Source organism: Cellulosimicrobium composti (assembly GCF_010287905.1).
GTDB classification, from domain to species: Bacteria; Actinomycetota; Actinomycetes; order Actinomycetales; family Cellulomonadaceae; genus Cellulosimicrobium; species Cellulosimicrobium composti.
Genome location: NZ_JAAFAN010000001.1, coordinates 83011 through 102665 on the forward strand (window position 1 = coordinate 83011; position 19655 = coordinate 102665).

A 19655-nucleotide genomic window follows, 5' to 3' on the forward strand; every position below is an offset into this window, starting at 1 on the left:
GCCCCGGCCCGTCCGCCCGACGCGCCGGGGCGTCGTCGTGCGGTCGGGGCGCCGGGCGGTGCCTGCGGTGGACGGCGCCGCGGGGCGTCGGGGGACCGGCATAGGGTGAGCGCGTGAGCGTTCGACGGGTCATGGGGATCGAGACCGAGTACGGCGTCCTGCAGCCGGGGAAGCCGATGGCGAACCCGATGCTCCTGTCGAGCCAGGTCGTCACGACGTACCGGGCGCTCGTCGCGCGCGGCGACGGGGCGCGCGGGCGCGCGCGGTGGGACTACGACGACGAGGACCCGTTGCAGGACGCGCGCGGGTTCCACGTGCCGCGCGCGTCGGCCCACCCGTCGCTGCTCACGGACGACCCGACGCGCCCGGCGCCGTCGGGCCCGGTCGCGGAGGCGGGGGCCCACGAGCCCGCCGAGGGGTCGTTCCAGGAGGTCGCGCGGCCCACGACGGAGGAGTACGACGACCCGAGCGCGGCGAACGTCATCCTCACGAACGGCGCGCGGCTCTACGTGGACCACGCCCACCCGGAGTACTCGTCGCCGGAGGTCACGGTCCCGCACGACGTGGTGGGCTGGGACGTCGCGGGGGAGCGGGTCATGCTCGCGGCGTCGCGCGAGCTCGACCAGGTGCCGGGCGGCTCGGTCGTGCTGTACAAGAACAACGTCGACGGCAAGGGTGCGAGCTACGGCACGCACGAGAACTTCCTCGTGGACCGTTCCGTGCCGTTCGGGGTGCTCGTGGAGATGCTCACGCCGTTCCTCGTGACCCGGCAGGTCTTCGCCGGCTCGGGGCGGGTGGGCCTCGGCCCGACGGGCGAGGAGCACGGGTTCCAGGTCTCGCAGCGCGCGGACTACGTCGAGGCGGAGGTGGGGCTCGAGACGACGCTGCGCCGCCCGATCGTCAACACGCGCGACGAGCCGCACGCCGACCGCCAGCGCTGGCGCCGGCTGCACCTCATCATCGGCGACGCCAACATGCTCGAGACGGCGACGTACCTCAAGACGGGCACGACGTCGCTCGTGCTGTTCGTCGTCGAGCACCTCGAGGAGCTGGGCGCGGCGGTGCGGACGCGGCTCGCGGCGCTGCGCCTCGCGGACCCCGTCGGGGACGTGCAGCGCGTGAGCCGCGACCTCGACCTCACGACGCGGCTCGCGCTCGCGGACGGGCGCCGGCTGACGGCGATCGAGGTCCAGCGCGAGTACCTGGACGTGGCGCAGGACGCGGCCGAGCGGCTCGCGGGGACGGACGGCGTCGACGCCCCGACGCGCGACGTGCTGGCGCGGTGGCGCTCGGTGCTCGACCGCCTCGCGACGGACCGCGACGCGTGCGCGCGCGACGTGGAGTGGGTCGCGAAGCTGCGGCTGCTCGACCGGCTCCGGGAGCGCGACGGGCTCGACTGGGGCCACCCGCGCCTCGCGGCGATGGACCTGCAGTGGTCGGACGTGCGCCCCGAGCGCGGCATCTACCACCGCCTCCTCGCGGCGGGCGCGGTGGACCGGGTCGTCACGGAGCGCGAGGTCGGCGCGGCGGTGCACCACGCCCCGGAGGACACGCGCGCGTTCTTCCGCGGCGAGGTCATGGCGCGCTACGGCGACCAGGTCTCGGCGGCGAGCTGGGACTCCGTGATCTTCGACGTGCCGGGCGCGCCGTCGCTGCAGCGCGTGCCGATGATGGACCCGCTGCGCGGGACGCGCGCGCACATCGGCGCGCTGCTCGACGCGAGCCCGGACGCGGCGTCCCTCCTGGCGGGTCTGGCGGGCCCGTCCTGAGCCGCGGCGACTAGGCTGGACGCACGACGGCGCCCGCCCCGCGTGGAACGGGCGCCGCGTGCGAGCAGGGCCGGGAAGGGCGCGAGCCCGGACCGGGTTGGAACGGACAGAGCGTCGGCGCGGCACCGGGCCGACGGACGAGGAGGCAGTCATGGCGGGCACCGAACGCACCCACGCGTCGCACGAGGACCGGCGTCCTGACGACGAGCCCGAGGGCCCGGAGGTCCCGACCGCGCCGCAGGCGCAGTCGCGCGACGCCGAGGTCGACGCCCTCCTCGAGGAGATCGACGAGGTGCTGGAGACGAACGCGGAGTCCTTCGTCCGGGGCTTCGTGCAGAAGGGCGGCGAGTAGGAAGGGTGACGGCAACTCGATGAGCACCGACCAGCCCGGGCGACTGCCCGACGCGTTCACGACCCCGGGGTCGTCGTCGTTCCTGGACTTCCTGGCCGGGCACGCGCCCGACCTGCTGCCGTCGCAGCGCGTCGCGGCGCACGGCGTCGGCGGCACGGCGCCCGACGCGCCGCACGCGACGACGATCGTCGCGCTGACGTTCGGCGCGGAGGGCGTCGCGGGCGGCGTCGTGATGGCGGGCGACCGCCGCGCGACGATGGGCTCGATGATCGCGAACCGCGAGATCGAGAAGGTCTTCCCGGCCGACGAGTACTCCGCGGTGGGGATCGCCGGCACGGCGGGCATCGCGGTCGAGCTCGTGCGCCTGTTCCAGCTGGAGCTCGAGCACTACGAGAAGATCGAGGGCGCGCTGCTGTCCCTGGACGGCAAGGCGAACCGCCTGTCGACGATGATCCGGCAGAACCTCGGCCTCGCGATGCAGGGCCTCGCCGTCGTGCCGCTGTTCGCGGGCTTCGACCTGGACCGCGGCGCCGGGCGCATCTTCTCCTACGACGTGACCGGCGGCCGGTACGAGGAGCGCGCCTACCACTCGGTGGGGTCCGGCTCGGTGTTCGCGCGCGGCTCGCTGAAGAAGCTGTGGCGCACGGAGCTCGACCGCGCCGCGTCGGTGCGCGTCGCGGTCGAGGCGCTGTACGACGCGGCGGACGACGACTCCGCGACGGGCGGCCCGGACCCGGTGCGCCGGATCTGGCCCGTCGTCGCGGTCGTGACCCGGGACGGCTACGAGCGCGTCCCGGACGACGAGCTCGCCGCCGTCGTCGAGGAGATCGTGGCGGAGCGCTCGGGGACGGGCGTGCCGCGTCGCCGACCCGCGGTGACCAACGCCGAGGCGGTGCCGCACGACCAGCCGCACGACCTGTCGCAGGGCCCCGCGTCGGGAGGTGACGCCGAGTGAACATGCCCTTCTACGTCTCGCCCGAGCAGCTCATGAAGGACCGGGCGGACTTCGCGCGCAAGGGCATCGCGCGCGGCCGGTCCGTCGTGGTCCTCGCGTACGAGGACGGGATCGCGTTCGCGACGGAGAACCCGTCGCGCGCGCTGCACAAGATCTCGGAGATCTACGACCGCATCGCGTTCGCCGCGGTCGGCAAGTACAACGAGTTCGAGAACCTGCGGGTCGCGGGCGTGCGGTACGCGGACCTGCGCGGCTACTCGTACGACCGGACGGACGTCAACGCGCGCGGCCTCGCGAACGCGTACGCCCAGACGCTCGGCACGGTCTTCACCACGGAGTCCAAGCCGCTCGAGGTCGAGCTCGTCGTCGCCGAGGTGGGCCGCACGGCCGCCCAGGACCAGCTCTACCGGATCTCGTACGACGGCTCGGTCGCCGACGAGCAGGGTGTCGTCGTCATGGGCGGCCAGGCCGACCAGCTGGGCAGCGTCCTGCGCGACGCGTGGCAGCCGGGCCTCGGGCTCGGGGAGGTGCTGCGCCTCGCGGTGCGCGCGCTCGGCTCGGGCGGCGACGGCGACGAGACGCGGGCCATCCCGGCCGCGCAGCTCGAGGTCGCGGTCCTCGACCGCACCCGTCCGCGCCGCGCGTTCCGCCGGCTCTCCGGCTCGGCGCTCGAGGAGCTCCTCGCGGCGGGCGACGACGCGACCACCGGCGACGGCGCGCCGTCCGACGGCGGCCCGTCCGACGGCGCGCCGGACGACGCGAGCGGCGCGGGCGCCGCGACCGACGAGGGGTAGGACCGCATGGACCGCAGGATCTTCGGGCTCGAGACCGAGTACGGCGTGACGTGCGCGTCGGACGACGGGCGCGGGCTGTCCGCGGACGAGGTCGCGCGCTACCTGTTCCGCAAGGTGGTGGCGTGGGGCAGGTCGTCCAACGTCTTCCTGCGCAACGGGTCCCGTCTGTACCTCGACGTCGGCTCGCACCCGGAGTACGCGACCGCCGAGTGCGACGACGTGCGGCAGCTCGTCGCGTACGACCGCGGCGGGGAGCGCATCCTCGAAGGTCTCGTCGCCGACGCGCAGCAGCGCCTCGAGCACGAGGGGCTTCCCGGTCGCATCCACCTGTTCAAGAACAACACGGACTCGGCGGGCAACTCCTACGGGTGCCACGAGAACTACCTCGTGCGGCGGCAGGGCGACTTCGCGCGCCTGTCCGACGTCCTCGTGCCGTTCCTCATCACGCGCCAGGTGCTCACCGGGGCGGGCAAGGTCCTCGCGACGCCGCGCGGGGCGGTCTACTGCCTGTCGCAGCGGGCGGACCACATCTGGGAGGCGGTGTCGAGCGCGACGACCCGCTCGCGCCCGATCATCAACACGCGCGACGAGCCGCACGCCGACGCCGAGAGCTACCGGCGCCTGCACGTCATCGTGGGCGACTCGTCGATGGCGGAGACGACGACGATGCTCAAGGTCGGCTCGACCGACCTCATCCTGCGCATGGTCGAGGCGGGGGTGCCGATGCGCGACCTCGCGCTCGAGAACCCGATCCGCTCGATCCGCGAGATCAGCCACGACATGACGGGCAAGCAGCCGGTGCAGCTCGCGAGCGGCCGGACGGTCACGGCGATCGACCTGCAGGGCGAGTACCTGCAGCGCGTCAAGGAGTTCGTCGAGCAGGACGTGTCGCCCACGCCCGTCGTCAAGCAGGTGCTCGACCTCTGGGAGCGCGGGCTGCGCGCCCTGGAGACGGGCGACCTGTCGCTCGTCGACCGCGAGCTCGACTGGGTCATCAAGTACCGGCTGATCCAGCGCTACCAGGCGAAGCACGGGCTGGAGCTCGACGACCCGCGCATCGCGCGGCTCGACCTCGCGTACCACGACATCTCGCGCACCGAGGGGCTGTACAACCTGCTCGCGGCCCGCGGGATGGTCGAGCGCGTGACGACCGACCTGGAGGTGTTCGAGTCGACCGCCGTCCCGCCGCAGACGACCCGTGCCAAGCTGCGCGGCGACTTCGTGCGCGCCGCGCAGGAGGCGCGGCGGGACTACACGGTCGACTGGGTCCATCTCAAGCTCAACGACCAGGCGCAGCGCACCGTGCTGTGCAAGGACCCGTTCCGGAGCGTCGACGAGCGCGTCGAACGCCTCATCGAGTCGATGTGACGCGGGACGTGATGTGACGAACCTGGCCCCCGCGGTCGGGCGCCCCCCGGGTGCCCGGCCCGTCCGTCGTCGTGCGCGCGCGCCGCGCGGCACCCTCGCGCTCGTCGTGGCGTTCGTCGCCGCGCTGCTCCTCGGTGCGTGCACGGAGCCGGAGGACGCGACGCCCACGCCGCTCAACACCGACCTCACCGTCGCCGGGTCGTCGGGCGCGCCGCCCGACCTCCAGTACCGTGCGCCGCTCGACGTGCCCGCGGCGAGTTCGGAGGTCGTGTGGCCCGGTGCGGGCGCCGAGCTCGCCGACGGCGGCCCGCTGCTGCTCAACCTCTACGCCGAGGACCTGCGGGACGGGACGGTCCTGCAGAACACGTACACGGACGCGCCGCGGTGGCGCGCGCTCACCGACGAGTCGGTCGGCCGCGACCTGCGCGACCTGCTGCGCGGCCAGCGGGTCGGCGCTCGCCTGCTGCGCCTCGAGGAGGACGACGGCGTGCCCGTCGCGCTCGTCGTGGACGTGCTGCCCACGCGCGCGTCGGGGGAGGCGGTCCCGCCCGTGGAGGGCCTGCCCACCGTGACGCTCGCGGACGACGGCGCGCCGACCGTCGTCGTCCCGCCGGACACCCCCGCGCCCGCAGGGCTCGTCGTGCAGCCGCTGGTCCGTGGCGACGGCCGCCAGGTCGAGGTGGGGCAGGTCGTGACCGTCCGCTACACGGGCGTGCGCTGGTCCGACGGCGAGGTCTTCGACTCCTCGTGGACCGCCGGCGCGGCGCCGCTGTCGATCATGATCGGCATCGGCGAGGTGATCGAGGGCTGGGAGCAGGGCCTGCTCGAGCAGTCCGTGGGCAGCCAGGTCCTGCTCGTCGTGCCGCCCGACCTCGCGTACGGCGCCACGACCAACCCCCTCGCGGGGGAGACCCTCGTCTACGTCGTGGACATCCTCGACGCCCAGTTCCCGGTGACCGAGGAGGCCGTGCCCGAGGGCACGGACGGTGCCGGTACCGACACGACCGGCGACGCGCCGGCCGACCAAGGAGAGTCCTCATGACCGTGGCGATCCGCGTGATCCCGTGCCTCGACGTCGACGCCGGACGCGTCGTCAAGGGCGTGAACTTCGAGAACCTGCGCGACGCGGGCGACCCGGTCGAGCTCGCCGCGCGGTACGACACGGAGGGGGCTGACGAGCTGACGTTCCTCGACGTCTCGGCGTCGTCGGGCAACCGGGAGACGACCTACGACGTCGTGCGGCGCACGGCCGAGCAGGTCTTCGTGCCGCTCACCGTGGGCGGCGGCGTGCGCTCCGCCGACGACGTGGACCGGCTCCTGCGCGCGGGAGCGGACAAGGTGGGCGTGAACACCGCGGCGATCGCGCGGCCGGAGCTCATCGCGGAGATCGCGGACCGCTTCGGCAGCCAGGTGCTCGTGCTGTCCGTCGACGCGCGCCGCACCACGGGCGACGTCCGCACGGACTCCGGGTACGAGGTCACGACCCACGGCGGGCGCCGGGGCACGGGCATCGACGCGGTCGAGTGGGCGGCGCGTGCGGCGGGGCTCGGCGCGGGCGAGATCCTGCTCAACTCGATGGACGCCGACGGCACGACCGCGGGCTTCGACCTCGAGATGCTCACCGCGGTCCGCGCCGAGGTGCGGGTCCCGCTGGTCGCGAGCGGCGGCGCGGGCACGCCCGAGCACTTCGTGGCCGCGGCGCGCGCGGGCGCCGACGCGGTGCTCGCCGCGAGCGTGTTCCACTTCGGCGCCCTCACGGTGGGCCAGGTGAAGGACGCGATGCGCGCGGCGGGCGTCGAGGTGCGCTGAGCCCGTCCTCGCCCGGCCGGTGCGGCGGGCCGTGCGCGGGGCGGCGGGGGAGACCCGTCGGTGGTGTCGGGGGCGCGTGAGAGGATCGTGCAACCCCCTGAACGAAAGACGAGGACCGTCCCGTGCCCGGCAGCAGGACGCGCCCCACCGGCGCCGACGCCCCGCCCGCCCCGACCGACCCGCCGGACCCGCAGCGCCGGCCGGAGCCCCGTGACGGGCTGCCCGCCGAGCCGACCGTGCGGCGCCCGCACGCGCTGACCGGCTCGCGCGTCCGCCGCTCGCTCGCCCTCATGGGTCGCGGCATCCGCGACGAGCCGCGCACGTACGCGCTCGCGATCGGCTCCTCCGCGCTCTTCGGCGCGCTCACCGTCGCGGTGAGCAGCGCGATCGGCACGGTGACGGACGAGGTCGTCGTCCCCGCGGTCGCGGGCGACCCCGCGGCGCGCGGCCGCATCTGGGTCGCGGGGCTCGTGCTCGCCGGGATCGCGGTCTCGCTCGCCGCGAGCGTCGCCGCGCGCCGCATCTTCGCGGGCAACGGCTTCGCCGCGCTCCAGGCCCGCCACCGCACGGCCGTGACGCGCCAGTACCTGCGCCTGCCGATGTCGTGGCACCGGTCGCACCCGGCCGGTCAGCTCCTGTCGAACGCGAGCTCGGACGTCGAGGCGGCGACGGGCGTGTTCAACCCGCTGCCGTTCGCGCTCGGCGTCGTCGTCATGATCGGCGTCGCCGCGGTCATGCTCCTCCGCGTGGACGTGTGGCTCGCGTGCGCGGCGCTCGTCGTCATCCCCGTCGCGATCGCGGTGAACGTCGTCTTCCAGCGGTACATGTCGCCCGCGATCACCCGGGCCCAGCAGCTGCGCGCCGAGGTGGCCGACGTCGCGCACGAGAGCTTCGAGGCCGCGCTGCTCGTCACGTCGCTCGGTACGGCCGACCGCGAGGAGCGCCGGTTCGCCCGGCGCACCGACGAGCTGCGCGCGGCGAACGTGCGCGTCGGCGTCGTGCGCGCGTTCTTCGACCCGGTGATCGAGCTCCTGCCCTCGCTGGGCACGCTCCTCGTGCTCGCCGTGGGGACGGTCCGGCTCACCGCGGGCGACGTCGCGGCGGGCGACATCGTCACCGCCGCCTACCTCCTGACGATCATGGCCGTGCCCGTCCGCGCCTTCGGCTGGGTCCTCGGCGAGCTTCCCCGGGCCCTCGTCGGGTACGAGCGGATCAGCCGCGTCGTCGACGCGGGCGGCGTGCTGCGCCCGGGGAGCGGCGCCCTGCCCGCCGGTAGGTCCGGGCTCGGCGTCCGGCTCGAGGGCGTGGGCGTCGACGTGCGCGCGGGCGGACGCGAGATCACCCTGCTCGACGGCGTCGACCTCGACGTGGCGCCGGGCACCACCGTCGCCGTCGTGGGTCCCACGGGCGCGGGCAAGACGACGCTCGTCTCCCTCCTCGCGCGGCTCTCGGACCCCACGCGGGGGCGCGTCCTGCTCGACGGCACCGACGTGCGCGACGTGCGCGAGGGCGACCTCACCGCGCAGGTCGCGCTCGTCGCGCAGCAGGCGTTCGTCTTCGAGGACACCGTGCGCGCCAACGTCACGCTCGTGGACGAGGGCGACGCCGGCCCCGACGACGCGCAGGTCTGGGAGGCGCTGCGCCTCGCGCGCGTCGACGACGTCGTCGCGCGCCTCCCCGAGGGGCTGGACGCGCCGCTGGGGGAGCGCGGGGCGAACCTGTCCGGCGGCCAGCGGCAGCGCCTCGCCATCGCGCGGGCGCTCGTGCGCCGCCCGCGCCTGCTCGTCCTCGACGACGCGACGTCCGCCGTCGACCCGCGCGTCGAGCAGGAGATCCTCGCGGGCCTCGCGCGCGAGGGCGCCGACCGGCCGACCGTCGTCATGGTCGCCTACCGCATGTCGAGCGTCGCGCTCGCCGACCTCGTCGTGCACGTCGAGTCGGGCCGGGTCGTGGACGTCGGGACGCACGACGCGCTGCTCGCGCGCGACCCCGGGTACCGCGAGCTCGCGACCGCGTACGCGCGCGAGGCCGAGCGACGCGAGGCCGAGCGCGCGGACGCCGTCGACGACGCGGCCCGGGACGCGCGGGACGCCGAGCAGGACGACCGCCGGGGCGAGGACCTCGCCCGGCGCGAGGAGACCGAGGAGGACGACGTCGTGCGGCACGTCGAGACGGGGGCGCTGGAGGAATGACCCGGACCACCGAACGACCCGCCGCCGGTGCGGCCGCCACCGGGGCCGGCACGGCGACGCGCGCGGCCGACGCGCGCATCGCGTCCGCGAGCACGCTCGGCGTCCTCGCGACGCTGCGCCGCGGCGTGCAGGTCTCGCCCCAGATCCTCGACGGCGTCTGGATCACGCTCGGGCTCGCCGTCGCGGCGGCGCTCGGCCGGGTCGTCGTGCCCGTGACCGTCCAGCAGACCGTCGACACCGGCGTCCTCGCCGAGGGCGGCCCGGACACGACGCGCGTCGCCCTGCTCGTCGGCGTCGCCGCCGTCGTCATCGTCCTCGCCGGCCTGTGCTCGGCGTTCGTCAACGTCCGGCTCTTCCGCTCGACCGAGGCCGGCCTCGCCGGGCTGCGGGTGCGCGCGTTCCGCCACGTGCACGACCTGTCCGTCCTCACGCAGAACACCGAGCGGCGCGGCTCGCTCGTCTCGCGCGTCACGAGCGACGTCGACACCATCTCGCTGTTCGTGCAGTGGGGCGGCATCATGCTCCTCGTCTCCGTCCTGCAGATCGGCGTCGCGACGGCGCTCATGGCGGTGTACTCGTGGCAGCTCACGCTCGTCGTGTGGGCGTGCTTCGTGCCGCTGTTCCTCGTCCTGCGCCCCGCGCAGGCACGCGTCAACGACGCGTACACCCAGGTCCGCGCGCGCGTCGGGGCGATGCTCGGCGCGATCTCCGAGTCGATCGTCGGCGCGGAGACGATCCGCGCCTACGGCGCCGGGGCGCGGACCGCGCGCCGGATCGACGGCGCCGTCGACGCGACCCGGCGCGCCATGGTCCGCGCGCAGAAGCTCGTCGCGGTCGTCTTCTCGAGCGGCGTCCTCGTCGCGAACCTCGTGCTCGCCGTCGTCGTGGTGGTCGGGTCGCTCCTGGGCGTCGCCGGTGACGTCACGGTCGGGCAGCTCCTCGCGTTCCTCTTCCTCGTCCAGCTCTTCACGGGCCCCGTGCAGATGGCGACCGAGATCCTCAACGAGCTCCAGAACGCCGTGGCGGGGTGGCGGCGCGTCCTCGCGGTGCTCGAGACGCCCGTCGAGGTCGTCGACAAGGGCGACGACGGCGAGCGCAGCCCGCGCGGCCCCGCCCACGTGCGCCTCGAGGGCGTCCGGTTCGCCTACCCCGACGGGCCCGAGGTCCTGCACGGCGTGGACCTCGACCTCCCGGCGCGCGCGTCGGTCGCGGTCGTGGGCGCGACGGGCTCGGGCAAGACGACGATCGCCAAGCTCGTCACGCGGCTCATGGACCCGACCGCCGGGCGCGTGCTGCTCGACGGCACGGACCTGCGCGACCTGTCCGTCGCGTCCCTGCGCGAGCGCGTCGTCCTCGTGCCGCAGGAGGGCTTCCTCTTCGACGGCACGCTCGCCGACAACGTCGCCTACGGCCTGCGCGGCGACGCCGAGACCGAGCCCCCGGCCGCGCGCCGCGCCCGGATCGAGGCCGCCGTCGAGCGGCTGGGGCTCACCGACTGGGTCGCCGACCTGCCGGACGGGCTCGACACGCCCGTCGGACAGCGCGGTGAGTCCCTGTCCGCGGGGGAGCGCCAGCTCGTCGCCCTCGTGCGCGCCTACCTCGCCGAGGCGGACCTGCTCGTCCTCGACGAGGCGACCTCCGCCGTCGACCCCGCGACCGAGGTCCGCATCGCGCGCGCCCTCGCGTCGCTCACGGCGGGCCGCTCGACCCTGACGATCGCGCACCGCCTCTCGACCGCCGAGGCCGCGGACCTCGTGGTCGTCGTCGACGCCGGCCACGTCGTCGAGGTCGGCCACCACGACGACCTCGCGCGCGCCGGCGGCGTCTACGCCCGCATGCACGACGCCTGGGTGTCCCAGACCCGCTGAGCGGCCGCGGGTCGTCGCCCGGCCCCGCCGGACCCTCCCGGGCCGGGCGCCCGGCGAGACGGCGGACCGGGCCGGGCCCGGCGTCTGGCAGGATTCTCGGGTGCCCGACTCCACGACCGGACCCACGACCGACACGCCGGACCGAACCGCCCTCGACCCCGCGGTCGCCGCGCGCCTCAAGCGCGACGACGCCGGACTGGTCGCGGCGATCGTCCAGCAGCACGACACGGGCGAGGTGCTCATGCTCGGCTGGATGGACGACGAGGCGCTGCGCCGGACGCTGACGAGCGGGCGCGTGACCTTCTGGAGCAGGTCGCGGCAGGAGTACTGGCGCAAGGGCGACACGTCCGGGCACGTGCAGGTCGTGCGCTCGGTCGCCCTCGACTGCGACGGCGACGCGCTGCTCGTGCGCGTGCACCAGGTCGGGGCCGCGTGCCACACCGGCACGCGGACGTGCTTCGAGGCCGGGGGAGACCTCGGCGCCGTCGTCGGCGACCTGCCCGCCGGCGCCGACGACGCCCCGGCCGCGCCCGACCCCGACCCCGAGGAGGAGAACCAGTGAGCGCGACCGTCGACCCGGCCGAGACCACCGTCGTCCCCGCGGGCGGTCCCGCGTGGGGCGAGACGTGGCCCGTGCTCGACGGCTTCCGTGCGCTGGCCGCGTCGCGCCGGGTGATCCCGGTCGTCCGTCGCCTCCTCGCCGACGACGTCACGCCCGTCGGGCTGTACCGGACCCTCGCGCAGGGGCGACCGGGCACGTTCGTCCTGGAGTCCGCCGAGTCGGACGGCCGCTGGGCGCGGTACTCGTTCGTGGGCGTCGCGTCGCGCGCGACGCTCACCGCGCGCGACGGCCGCGCCGTCTGGTCGGGCGACGTGCCCGCGGGCGTCCCGCTCGAGGGCGACGTCGTGGACGTGCTGGAGGCCACCCTCGACGTGCTGCGCACGCCCGCGGTCGCGGGCCTGCCGCCGCTGACGGGCGGCCTCGCGGGCGCGATCGGCTGGGACGTGATCCGCCACTGGGAGCCGACGCTCCCGTCGGACGCGCCCGACGAGCTCGGCGTCCCGGAGCTCACGCTGTGCCTCGCGACGGACCTCGCGGTCGTCGACCACGCGGAGGGCAGCGTGTGGCTCGTCGCGAACGCGATCAACTTCGACGACACCGACGAGCGCGTCGACGACGCGTACGCGGACGCGGTCGCGCGCCTCGACGCGATGCAGGCGCGGCTCGTCGCGGGCGGGGCGCACGTCGCGTCGGTCGTGGCTCCGGACGCGGCGGAGCCGGAGCTCGAGTTCCGCTCGACGCGCGAGGAGTTCGAGGCGTCCGTCGTCGCGGGCAAGGACGCGATCCGGGAGGGCGAGGTGTTCCAGGTGGTGCTCTCCCAGCGCCTGGACCTCGACTGCCCGGCGGAGCCGCTCGACGTCTACCGCGCGCTGCGGACGATCAACCCGAGCCCGTACATGTACTACTTCCAGCTCACCGACGCCGACGGGCGGGACTTCGCGGTCGTCGGGTCGAGCCCGGAGACGCTCGTCAAGGTCGAGGACGGCCGCGTCACGACGTTCCCCATCGCGGGTTCGCGGCCCCGCGGCGCGACGCCCGAGGAGGACGTCGCGCTCGGCGAGGAGCTCCTGCAGGACCCGAAGGAGCTCGCCGAGCACATCATGCTCGTCGACCTGTCGCGCAACGACCTGGTCAAGGTGTGCGAGCCGACGACCGTCGAGGTCGTCGAGTTCATGGCGACCAAGCGGTTCAGCCACATCATGCACCTGTGCTCGACGGTCGTCGGGACGCTGCGCGAGGGCGCGACCGCGCTCGACGCGTTCCGGGCGACGTTCCCCGCGGGCACGCTCTCGGGCGCACCGAAGCCGCGGGCGATCGCCCTCATCGACGAGCTCGAGCCGGCGTCGCGCGGGATCTACGGTGGGACCGCGGGGTACTTCGACTTCGACGGCAACATGGACATGGCGATCGCGATCCGCACCGCGCTGATCCGCGACGGTCGCGCGAGCGTCCAGGCCGGCGGCGGCATCGTCGCCGACTCGGTGCCCGCGCTGGAGTACGCCGAGTCGCGCAACAAGGCGGCGGCCGCGGTGCGCGCCGTGCAGGTGGCCGCGCGGCTGAAGGGGCTCGCATGAGCCGGACGGCCGGCCCGAGCCGTCGGACCGCGATCTGGGTGCTCCTCCTGCTCGGGGGCGCCACCCTCGCGGCGGCCGTGCCCACGTGGCTGAGCACGACCGGCGCGACGCCGCTCGACCCGCAGGTCGAGGTCGCCGTCGCCGGGACGGCGGCCGCGCCCGGCGTCAGCGCCTCGGCGCTCGTGCTCGTGGCGGCCGCGCTCGCGCTCGGGCTCGTCGGCCGGGTCGGCCGCTGGGTCGTCCTGACCGTCGCGGCGGCGAGCGGCGTCGTCGCGGCCGTCTCGGCGCTGGGCGTGGCGCTCGACCCGGAGCCGAGCGCGCGCTCCGCGGTGGCCGACGCGACGGGCGTGACCGAGCTCACCGCGCCGGTCACGCTCACGGTCGCGCCGTGGCTCGCGGCCGTGCTCGGCGTCGCGACCGTGCTCACGGTCGTCTGGGTCGCCGTCGGCTCGCGGTCGTGGAGCGGGGCCTCGACACGCCACGAGCGCGCGACGTCGACCGACGCCGCCACCGGGACCGCGGGGCAGCCCGCGCCCGGCGCGGGCACGGCCACGACGGCCGACGAGATCACGGACCACGACGCGTGGGACGCGCTGTCGCGCGGCGAGGACCCGACCGACCGCTGAGCAGCACCGACGTCCCCGCGCGGGCGGGGGAGGCCGCGGCTGCGGGGCCACGCGCACCGGCCCGGTCCGATAGGCTCTGACCACATCTTCACGAAAGGCACGACCCTCATGGCCGAGAACCAGAAGACCACCGAGATCGCGTACCTGCCGCCCGCGGCACCGCCCACGAACCACGGCCACACCGTCGCCGCATGGTTCACCATGATCGGCATCATGCTGGGCGCGGTCGTCGCGGCCGTCGGTGTCGTCATCCCCGCGGTCTGGCTCTTCTGGGTCGGCATGGGCGTCGTCGCGCTGGCCCTCGTCGGCGGCCTCGTGCTCCGCAACATGGGATACGGGCAGAAGCAGGTCTCGCGGTGACGCAGCCGCCGGGACCCGCCCCGTACGACCCCGCGAACCCGGGCGACGGGTCGCAGGCGCCGTACGGCGCGGCGGAGCCCGGCGGCTCCCCGCAGCACCCCTCCGGCGGCCCGGGAGTCCCGGCCGGCGAGCCGTACCCGGCAGGGCCGTACGGCTCCCCGCAGGCGTCGGGCCAGCCCCCGTACGCAGGCCAGCCCGGGTACGGGGGCCAGCCGTACACCGGTCAGCCGCAGAGCCCCGGTCAGCCGCCGTACGCGGCCGGCGCCTACCCGGCGAGCGCGTACGCCCCGCCGTACTACCCGAAGAACAGCCTCGCGGTCTGGTCGCTCGTGCTGGGCATCGCGTCGTTCGTGCTGAGCTGCGGCTTCGTCACGGGCATCCCGGCGGTGATCGTCGGCAACGCGGCGAAGCGCGCGGTCGCCGAGGGCCAGGCCGACAACGAGGGCATGGCGACGGCCGGCATCGTGCTGGGCTGGGTCGCGATCGGGCTCTCCGCGGTGGGCCTGCTGCTGCTCCTCGTCTTCTTCCCGGCCCTGTTCGCATGGGTCGGGACCATCCCCGACCAGTCCTGACGGAGCATCGGTGGCGACCGAGGCGGTGCGACGTCGTCCGGTGCCGCGCGCGGCGCGGGCACCGCTCGCCGTCGGTGCGCTCGTGGCCGCGGCGACCGTCTACGTCGCGGTCGTCGACCCGAACCGTCCCGGCCACTACGTCACGTGCCCGCTGCTCGCCCTGACCGGCCTCGCGTGCCCGGGGTGCGGCGGCCTGCGCGCCACGCACGACCTCGCGCACCTCGACCTCGTGGGCGCGTGGTCCATGAACCCGCTCTGGGTCGTCGCCGCGCCGCTCCTCGTCGCCCTCTGGGCGGTGTGGCTCGTGCGCGCCTGGCGCGGGCGCCCCGCGCCGCGCGTCCCGGCCGGCGTCGCCTGGGCGACGCTCGGCGTCCTCGTGGTCTTCGGGGTGCTGCGGAACGTGCCCGCGCTCGTGCCCTGGCTCGGCCCCGTCGCGTCCTGACGCGCTCAGGAAGGCCCGCGGCGCTCGTCTCGGGGTTCGAACCGTGGTCATCGTCACTCGGGGGCGGCCCTACGATGGCAGGTACCTCCCTGTCAACGGGTCGGCCGAACCTGTGGGTGCACGACGGCCGACCGGCCCGGCCGGGGGGCAGGACGACACGGGGAGTGGTGGGACGATGACGGTTCTGGACGACATCGTCGCCGGCGTGCGCGAGGACATCGCGGTGCGCCAGGCGGCGACCTCGCTCGACGAGCTGAAGGAACGTGCTGCCCGAGTCCCCGGCGCCCTCGAGTGCGTGAGCCGCCTCAAGGCGGACGACGCCGTCGCCGTCATCGCCGAGGTCAAGCGCTCGAGCCCGAGCAAGGGCGCGCTCGCGGCGATCTCCGACCCGGCCGAGCTCGCGGGCGAGTACGAGAAGGGCGGCGCCGCCGCGATCTCCGTGCTCACCGAGCAGCGGCGGTTCAACGGCAGCCTCGCCGACCTCGACGCCGTCCGCGCACGGGTCGACGTCCCGGTGCTGCGCAAGGACTTCGTCGTCACGCCGTACCAGGTCTGGGAGGCCCGGGCGCACGGGGCGGACATCGTCCTCCTCATCGTCGCGGCGCTCGAGCAGACGGTCCTCACGTCGCTCGTCGAGCGCGTCCACTCGCTCGGCATGACCGCGCTCGTCGAGGTGCACACGCTGGACGAGGTGTCGCGCGCGCTCGACGCCGGGGCGCGCGTCGTCGGCGTGAACTCGCGCGACCTCAAGACCCTCGACGTGGACCGCACGACCTTCGCGCGCCTCGCGCCCGCGATCCCGGACGAGGTGGTGCGCGTCGCCGAGTCCGGCGTGCGCGGCCCGCACGACGTCATGGACTACGCCCGCTCCGGCGCGCACGCCGTGCTCGTGGGCGAGGCGCTCGTGACCGACGACGCGCCGCGCGCGTCGGTCGCCGACCTCGTCGCGGCCGGGTCGCACCCGTCGCTGTGGTCCGTGCGGCCCTGAGGCACGTCGGCACCGTCCGTCACGCCCCAGCGGCCGCGCCCCGGCCCAGCACACCCCATCACGCAGGAGGACCGGCCCCGTGCCCGACCTGACTTCATCGACCACCCCCGGCGGCGCCGAGCACTCGGTGCGCGCCGACCTGACGCGATCCCTCGCGACCCAGGAGGGCCCGTACTTCGGCGAGTTCGGCGGACGCTACGTCCCCGAGGCGCTCGTCGCGGCGCTCGACGAGCTCGAGACCGAGTACCGCAAGGCCCTCGACGACCTCGCGTTCGTAGGCGAGCTCGCGCGCCTGCAGCGCGAGTACACCGGGCGTCCCAGCCCGCTCACCGAGGTGCCGCGCTTCGCGGAGCACGCGGGCGGCTCGCGCGTGTTCCTCAAGCGCGAGGACCTCAACCACACGGGCTCGCACAAGATCAACAACGTGCTCGGCCAGGCGCTGCTCGTGAAGCGCATGGGCAAGACGCGCGTCATCGCCGAGACCGGCGCGGGGCAGCACGGCGTGGCGACGGCCACCGCGGCGGCCCTGCTCGACCTCGAGTGCGTCGTGTACATGGGCGAGGAGGACACGCGGCGCCAGGCGCTGAACGTGGCGCGGATGCGCCTGCTCGGCGCCGAGGTCGTGCCCGTGACGATCGGCCAGCGCACGCTCAAGGACGCGATCAACGAGGCGCTGCGCGACTGGGTCGCGAACGTCGAGACGACGCACTACCTCCTCGGCACGGTGACCGGCCCGCACCCCTTCCCGGAGATGGTGCGCGAGTTCCACCGGGTCATCGGCGAGGAGGCCCGCACGCAGATCCTCGACCGCATCGGCCGCCTGCCGGACGCCCTCGCGGCCTGCGTGGGCGGCGGGTCGAACGCGCTCGGGCTGTTCAACGCGTTCCTCGACGACGAGGGCGTCGAGCTGTACGGCTTCGAGGCCGGCGGCGAGGGCATCGAGACGGGCCGCCACGCGGCCCGGTTCAGCGGCGGCGCGCCGGGCGTGCTGCACGGCGCCCGCTCGTACCTGCTCCAGGACGACGACGGCCAGACCCTCCCGAGCCACTCGGTCTCGGCGGGGCTCGACTACCCGAGCGTCGGCCCGGCCCACTCGTGGCTGCACGACCTCGGGCGGGCGACGTACCAGCCGGTCACCGACGCCGAGGCGATGGAGGCGTTCCGGCTGCTGTGCCGCACGGAGGGCATCATCCCGGCGATCGAGTCGGCGCACGCGCTCGCGGGCGCGCTGCGCGTCGGCCGTGCGGCGGCGGAGGCCGGCCGCACGGACCACGTGATCCTGGTCAACCTGTCCGGGCGCGGGGACAAGGACGTCGCGACCGCCGCACGGTGGTTCGACCTGGTGGACGACGAGGCGATCGCCGAGACGGCGACGGGCACGGAGGGACAGCTGTGAGCGCGGCACCGACCCAGGACGCCCCCGGGGCGTCGACCGCGGCGACGGGCTCCGTCACCGCGCGCCGTCTGCTCGAGCTCCGCGCGGAGGGCCGCGCCGGGCTCGTGGCCTACCTGCCGGTCGGGTTCCCGACGGTCGAACGCTCGATCGAGGCGGCGCTCGCGGTCGTCGAGTCGGGCGTCGACGTGCTCGAGCTCGGCGTCCCGTACACGGACCCGGTGATGGACGGCCCGGTCATCCAGGCGGCGGCCCAGGCGGCGCTCGACGGCGGCGTGCGCGTCGCGGACGTGTTCCGCGTCGTGGCCGCCGTGACCGAGCGCACCGGGGGGCGCGTCCCCGTGCTCGTCATGACGTACTGGAACCCGGTGCTGCGCTACGGCGTCGACGCGTTCGCGCGCGACCTCGCCGCGGCCGGAGGGGCCGGGCTCATCACGCCGGACCTCATCCCGGACGAGGGTCGCGCGTGGCTCGACGCCTCCGAGGAGCACGGCCTGGACCGCGTCTTCCTCGTCGCGCCGAGCTCGACGCCCGAGCGCCTGGCCCTGACAGTGCGTGCGTCGCGCGGCTTCGTCTACGCGGCGTCGACGATGGGCGTCACGGGCGTCCGCGAGGAGGTGGGCCCGCAGGCCGCGCGGCTCGTCGCCGACACGCGCGCCGCGGGCGCCGACCTCGTGTGCGTCGGCCTCGGGGTGTCCACGGGCCGCCAGGCGTCCGAGGTGGGCCGGTACGCCGACGGCGTCATCGTCGGCTCGGCGTTCGTGCGCCCGATGCTGGCCGACGCGCCCTGGGACGAGCGCCTCGCGGCCGTGCGTGCCGTGGGTGCCGAGCTCGCCGCGGGCGTGCGGTCCGCGCGGTCCGGCGCCGAGCGGACCACCGACGCACCCACGACCCCCGGAGAGGTGGACGCATGAGCGCCGCGCTGGCGGCCGGGCAGCTCGTCGAGGCGGTGGGCGTCCTGCCCGCGGCGATCCCGAGCCCCCCGCAGCACACCTGGTACCTCGGCCCGTTCCCGATCCGGGCCTACGCGCTCGCGATCCTCGCGGGCATCGGCGTCGCGCTGTGGCTCACGCGGCGCCGCTGGGTCGAGCGCGGGGGAGAGGCCGACGACGTCCTGGAGATCGCGTTCTGGGCCGTCCCGTTCGGGATCGTCGGCGGACGGCTGTACCACGTCTTCTCGACGCCCGACCCGTACTGGGGCCCGGGCGGCGACCCCGTGCGGGCGCTCTACGTGTGGGAGGGCGGCCTCGGCATCTGGGGGGCGGTCGCGCTGGGCGCCGTCGGCGCGTACATCGGGTGCCGCCGGCAGCGCGTGAGCTTCCCCGCGTTCGCGGACGCGCTCGCGCCCGGTCTCCTGCTCGCGCAGGCCGTCGGACGGCTCGGCAACTGGTTCAACCAGGAGCTGTTCGGGGCGCCCACGACGCTCCCCTGGGGCCTGCGCGTCGACGACTCGGTCGCGGCCGCCGCCGGCTACCCGCCGGGTACCCTGTTCCACCCGACGTTCCTCTACGAGATGATCTGGAACATCGGGGCTGCCCTTCTCCTGATCTATCTGGACCGTCGGTTCCGACTGGGTCATGGTCGGGTATTCTGGCTCTACGTCTTCGTCTACACGCTCGGTCGTGTGTGGATCGAGATGCTGCGCATCGACGAGGCCGAGCTCGTCCTCGGCCTCCGGCTGAACGTCTGGACCTCGATCGTGGTCGGCGTCGGTGCGTTGATAGCGTTTATCGTTGTCGGGCGTCGCCACCCCGGGCGCGAGGAGACCGTGTCCCTCGACGTGCCGGACGAGGCGCCCACCGCGGGGTCCGAGGAGCCGGTCGAGGAGTCGACCGACGACGAGGACGCCGAGAAGCACGAGGACTCCGACGACTCGGAGGAGTCCGAGCAGGCAGATGCCGCGCGACCAGACCCCGGTCGCTGAGCGTCCGTCATTCATAGGCGAATCCGCCGGGCGACCGCCCGGTGGGTTCTGTCATGTCCATAGGGCCGATGACGTCCCGAACCCCCCAGCTGGAACCAGCTCGGCCG

19 protein-coding genes are annotated in these 19655 nt (G+C 75.0%); all 19 read left to right on the plus strand.

All coding sequences use genetic code 11. The annotated features are described in order from the left end of the window. Positions 1–131: 131 nt before the first annotated feature. The 19 genes from dop to lgt all read left to right on the plus strand — a co-directional run bounded on the left by dop (position 132) and on the right by lgt (position 19548). Entirely contained in the window at positions 132–1769 is a 1638-nt protein-coding gene (gene dop / locus GYH36_RS00355; protein ID WP_034603909.1) for a depupylase/deamidase Dop, read from the plus strand. Between the two features lie 151 nt (positions 1770–1920). Beyond that, a complete protein-coding gene (locus tag GYH36_RS00360; RefSeq protein WP_024840183.1) occupies positions 1921–2121 on the plus strand; it encodes a ubiquitin-like protein Pup in 201 nt (66 codons plus the stop codon). Positions 2122–2140: 19 nt separating this feature from the next. Further along, complete coding sequence (prcB, locus tag GYH36_RS00365) at positions 2141–3076, plus strand: proteasome subunit beta (RefSeq protein ID WP_024840184.1); 936 nt, start codon at positions 2141–2143, stop codon at positions 3074–3076. Beyond that, the gene (gene prcA, locus GYH36_RS00370; RefSeq protein WP_024840185.1) at positions 3073–3870 is read left to right on the plus strand and encodes a proteasome subunit alpha; all 798 of its coding nucleotides are present in this window, start codon (positions 3073–3075) and stop codon (positions 3868–3870) included. Before prcB ends, prcA begins: the two co-directional genes overlap by 4 nt. Positions 3871–3876: 6 nt before the next feature. Beyond that, positions 3877–5238 (plus strand): Pup--protein ligase, encoded by a 1362-nt coding sequence (pafA, locus tag GYH36_RS00375; protein WP_024840186.1) that lies wholly within the window; start codon positions 3877–3879, stop codon positions 5236–5238. Positions 5239–5251: 13 nt separating this feature from the next. Beyond that, entirely contained in the window at positions 5252–6280 is a 1029-nt protein-coding gene (locus GYH36_RS00380) for an FKBP-type peptidyl-prolyl cis-trans isomerase (protein WP_312028439.1), read from the plus strand. Then, complete coding sequence (gene hisF / locus GYH36_RS00385; RefSeq protein ID WP_024840188.1) at positions 6277–7047, plus strand: imidazole glycerol phosphate synthase subunit HisF; 771 nt, start codon at positions 6277–6279, stop codon at positions 7045–7047. The genes GYH36_RS00380 and hisF overlap by 4 nt, the downstream gene beginning before the upstream one ends. Positions 7048–7337: 290 nt before the next feature. Further along, positions 7338–9239 carry an ABC transporter ATP-binding protein gene (locus GYH36_RS00390; RefSeq protein ID WP_115943671.1) on the plus strand — a complete coding sequence of 634 codons (1902 nt, stop codon included), beginning with the start codon at positions 7338–7340 and terminating at the stop codon, positions 9237–9239. Next, a complete protein-coding gene (locus GYH36_RS00395) occupies positions 9236–11107 on the plus strand; it encodes an ABC transporter ATP-binding protein (protein WP_115942628.1) in 1872 nt (623 codons plus the stop codon). Before GYH36_RS00390 ends, GYH36_RS00395 begins: the two co-directional genes overlap by 4 nt. A 196-nt stretch (positions 11108–11303) precedes the next feature. Then, complete coding sequence (gene hisI, locus GYH36_RS00400) at positions 11304–11669, plus strand: phosphoribosyl-AMP cyclohydrolase (protein ID WP_246209083.1); 366 nt, start codon at positions 11304–11306, stop codon at positions 11667–11669. Beyond that, the gene (locus GYH36_RS00405; protein ID WP_024840192.1) at positions 11666–13243 is read left to right on the plus strand and encodes an anthranilate synthase component I; all 1578 of its coding nucleotides are present in this window, start codon (positions 11666–11668) and stop codon (positions 13241–13243) included. Before hisI ends, GYH36_RS00405 begins: the two co-directional genes overlap by 4 nt. Next, on the plus strand, positions 13240–13869 hold the full coding sequence (locus GYH36_RS00410) for a Trp biosynthesis-associated membrane protein (protein ID WP_162288792.1): 630 nt from the start codon (positions 13240–13242) through the stop codon (positions 13867–13869). The genes GYH36_RS00405 and GYH36_RS00410 overlap by 4 nt, the downstream gene beginning before the upstream one ends. 108 nt (positions 13870–13977) lie before the next feature. Next, the gene (locus tag GYH36_RS00415) at positions 13978–14229 is read left to right on the plus strand and encodes an HGxxPAAW family protein (protein ID WP_162288793.1); all 252 of its coding nucleotides are present in this window, start codon (positions 13978–13980) and stop codon (positions 14227–14229) included. Then, on the plus strand, positions 14226–14801 hold the full coding sequence (locus GYH36_RS19965) for a DUF4190 domain-containing protein (protein ID WP_162288794.1): 576 nt from the start codon (positions 14226–14228) through the stop codon (positions 14799–14801). Before GYH36_RS00415 ends, GYH36_RS19965 begins: the two co-directional genes overlap by 4 nt. 10 nt (positions 14802–14811) lie before the next feature. Next, a complete protein-coding gene (locus GYH36_RS00425) occupies positions 14812–15243 on the plus strand; it encodes a DUF2752 domain-containing protein (RefSeq protein ID WP_034603911.1) in 432 nt (143 codons plus the stop codon). Between the two features lie 175 nt (positions 15244–15418). Continuing rightward, the gene (gene trpC / locus GYH36_RS00430) at positions 15419–16231 is read left to right on the plus strand and encodes an indole-3-glycerol phosphate synthase TrpC (RefSeq protein WP_162288795.1); all 813 of its coding nucleotides are present in this window, start codon (positions 15419–15421) and stop codon (positions 16229–16231) included. 127 nt (positions 16232–16358) lie between these two features. Next, the gene (gene trpB, locus GYH36_RS00435) at positions 16359–17627 is read left to right on the plus strand and encodes a tryptophan synthase subunit beta (RefSeq protein WP_312028443.1); all 1269 of its coding nucleotides are present in this window, start codon (positions 16359–16361) and stop codon (positions 17625–17627) included. Beyond that, a complete protein-coding gene (gene trpA, locus GYH36_RS00440; protein ID WP_162288796.1) occupies positions 17624–18538 on the plus strand; it encodes a tryptophan synthase subunit alpha in 915 nt (304 codons plus the stop codon). Before trpB ends, trpA begins: the two co-directional genes overlap by 4 nt. Beyond that, entirely contained in the window at positions 18535–19548 is a 1014-nt protein-coding gene (gene lgt / locus GYH36_RS00445) for a prolipoprotein diacylglyceryl transferase (protein ID WP_034603912.1), read from the plus strand. Before trpA ends, lgt begins: the two co-directional genes overlap by 4 nt. The last annotated feature ends 107 nt before the right edge of the window (positions 19549–19655 follow it).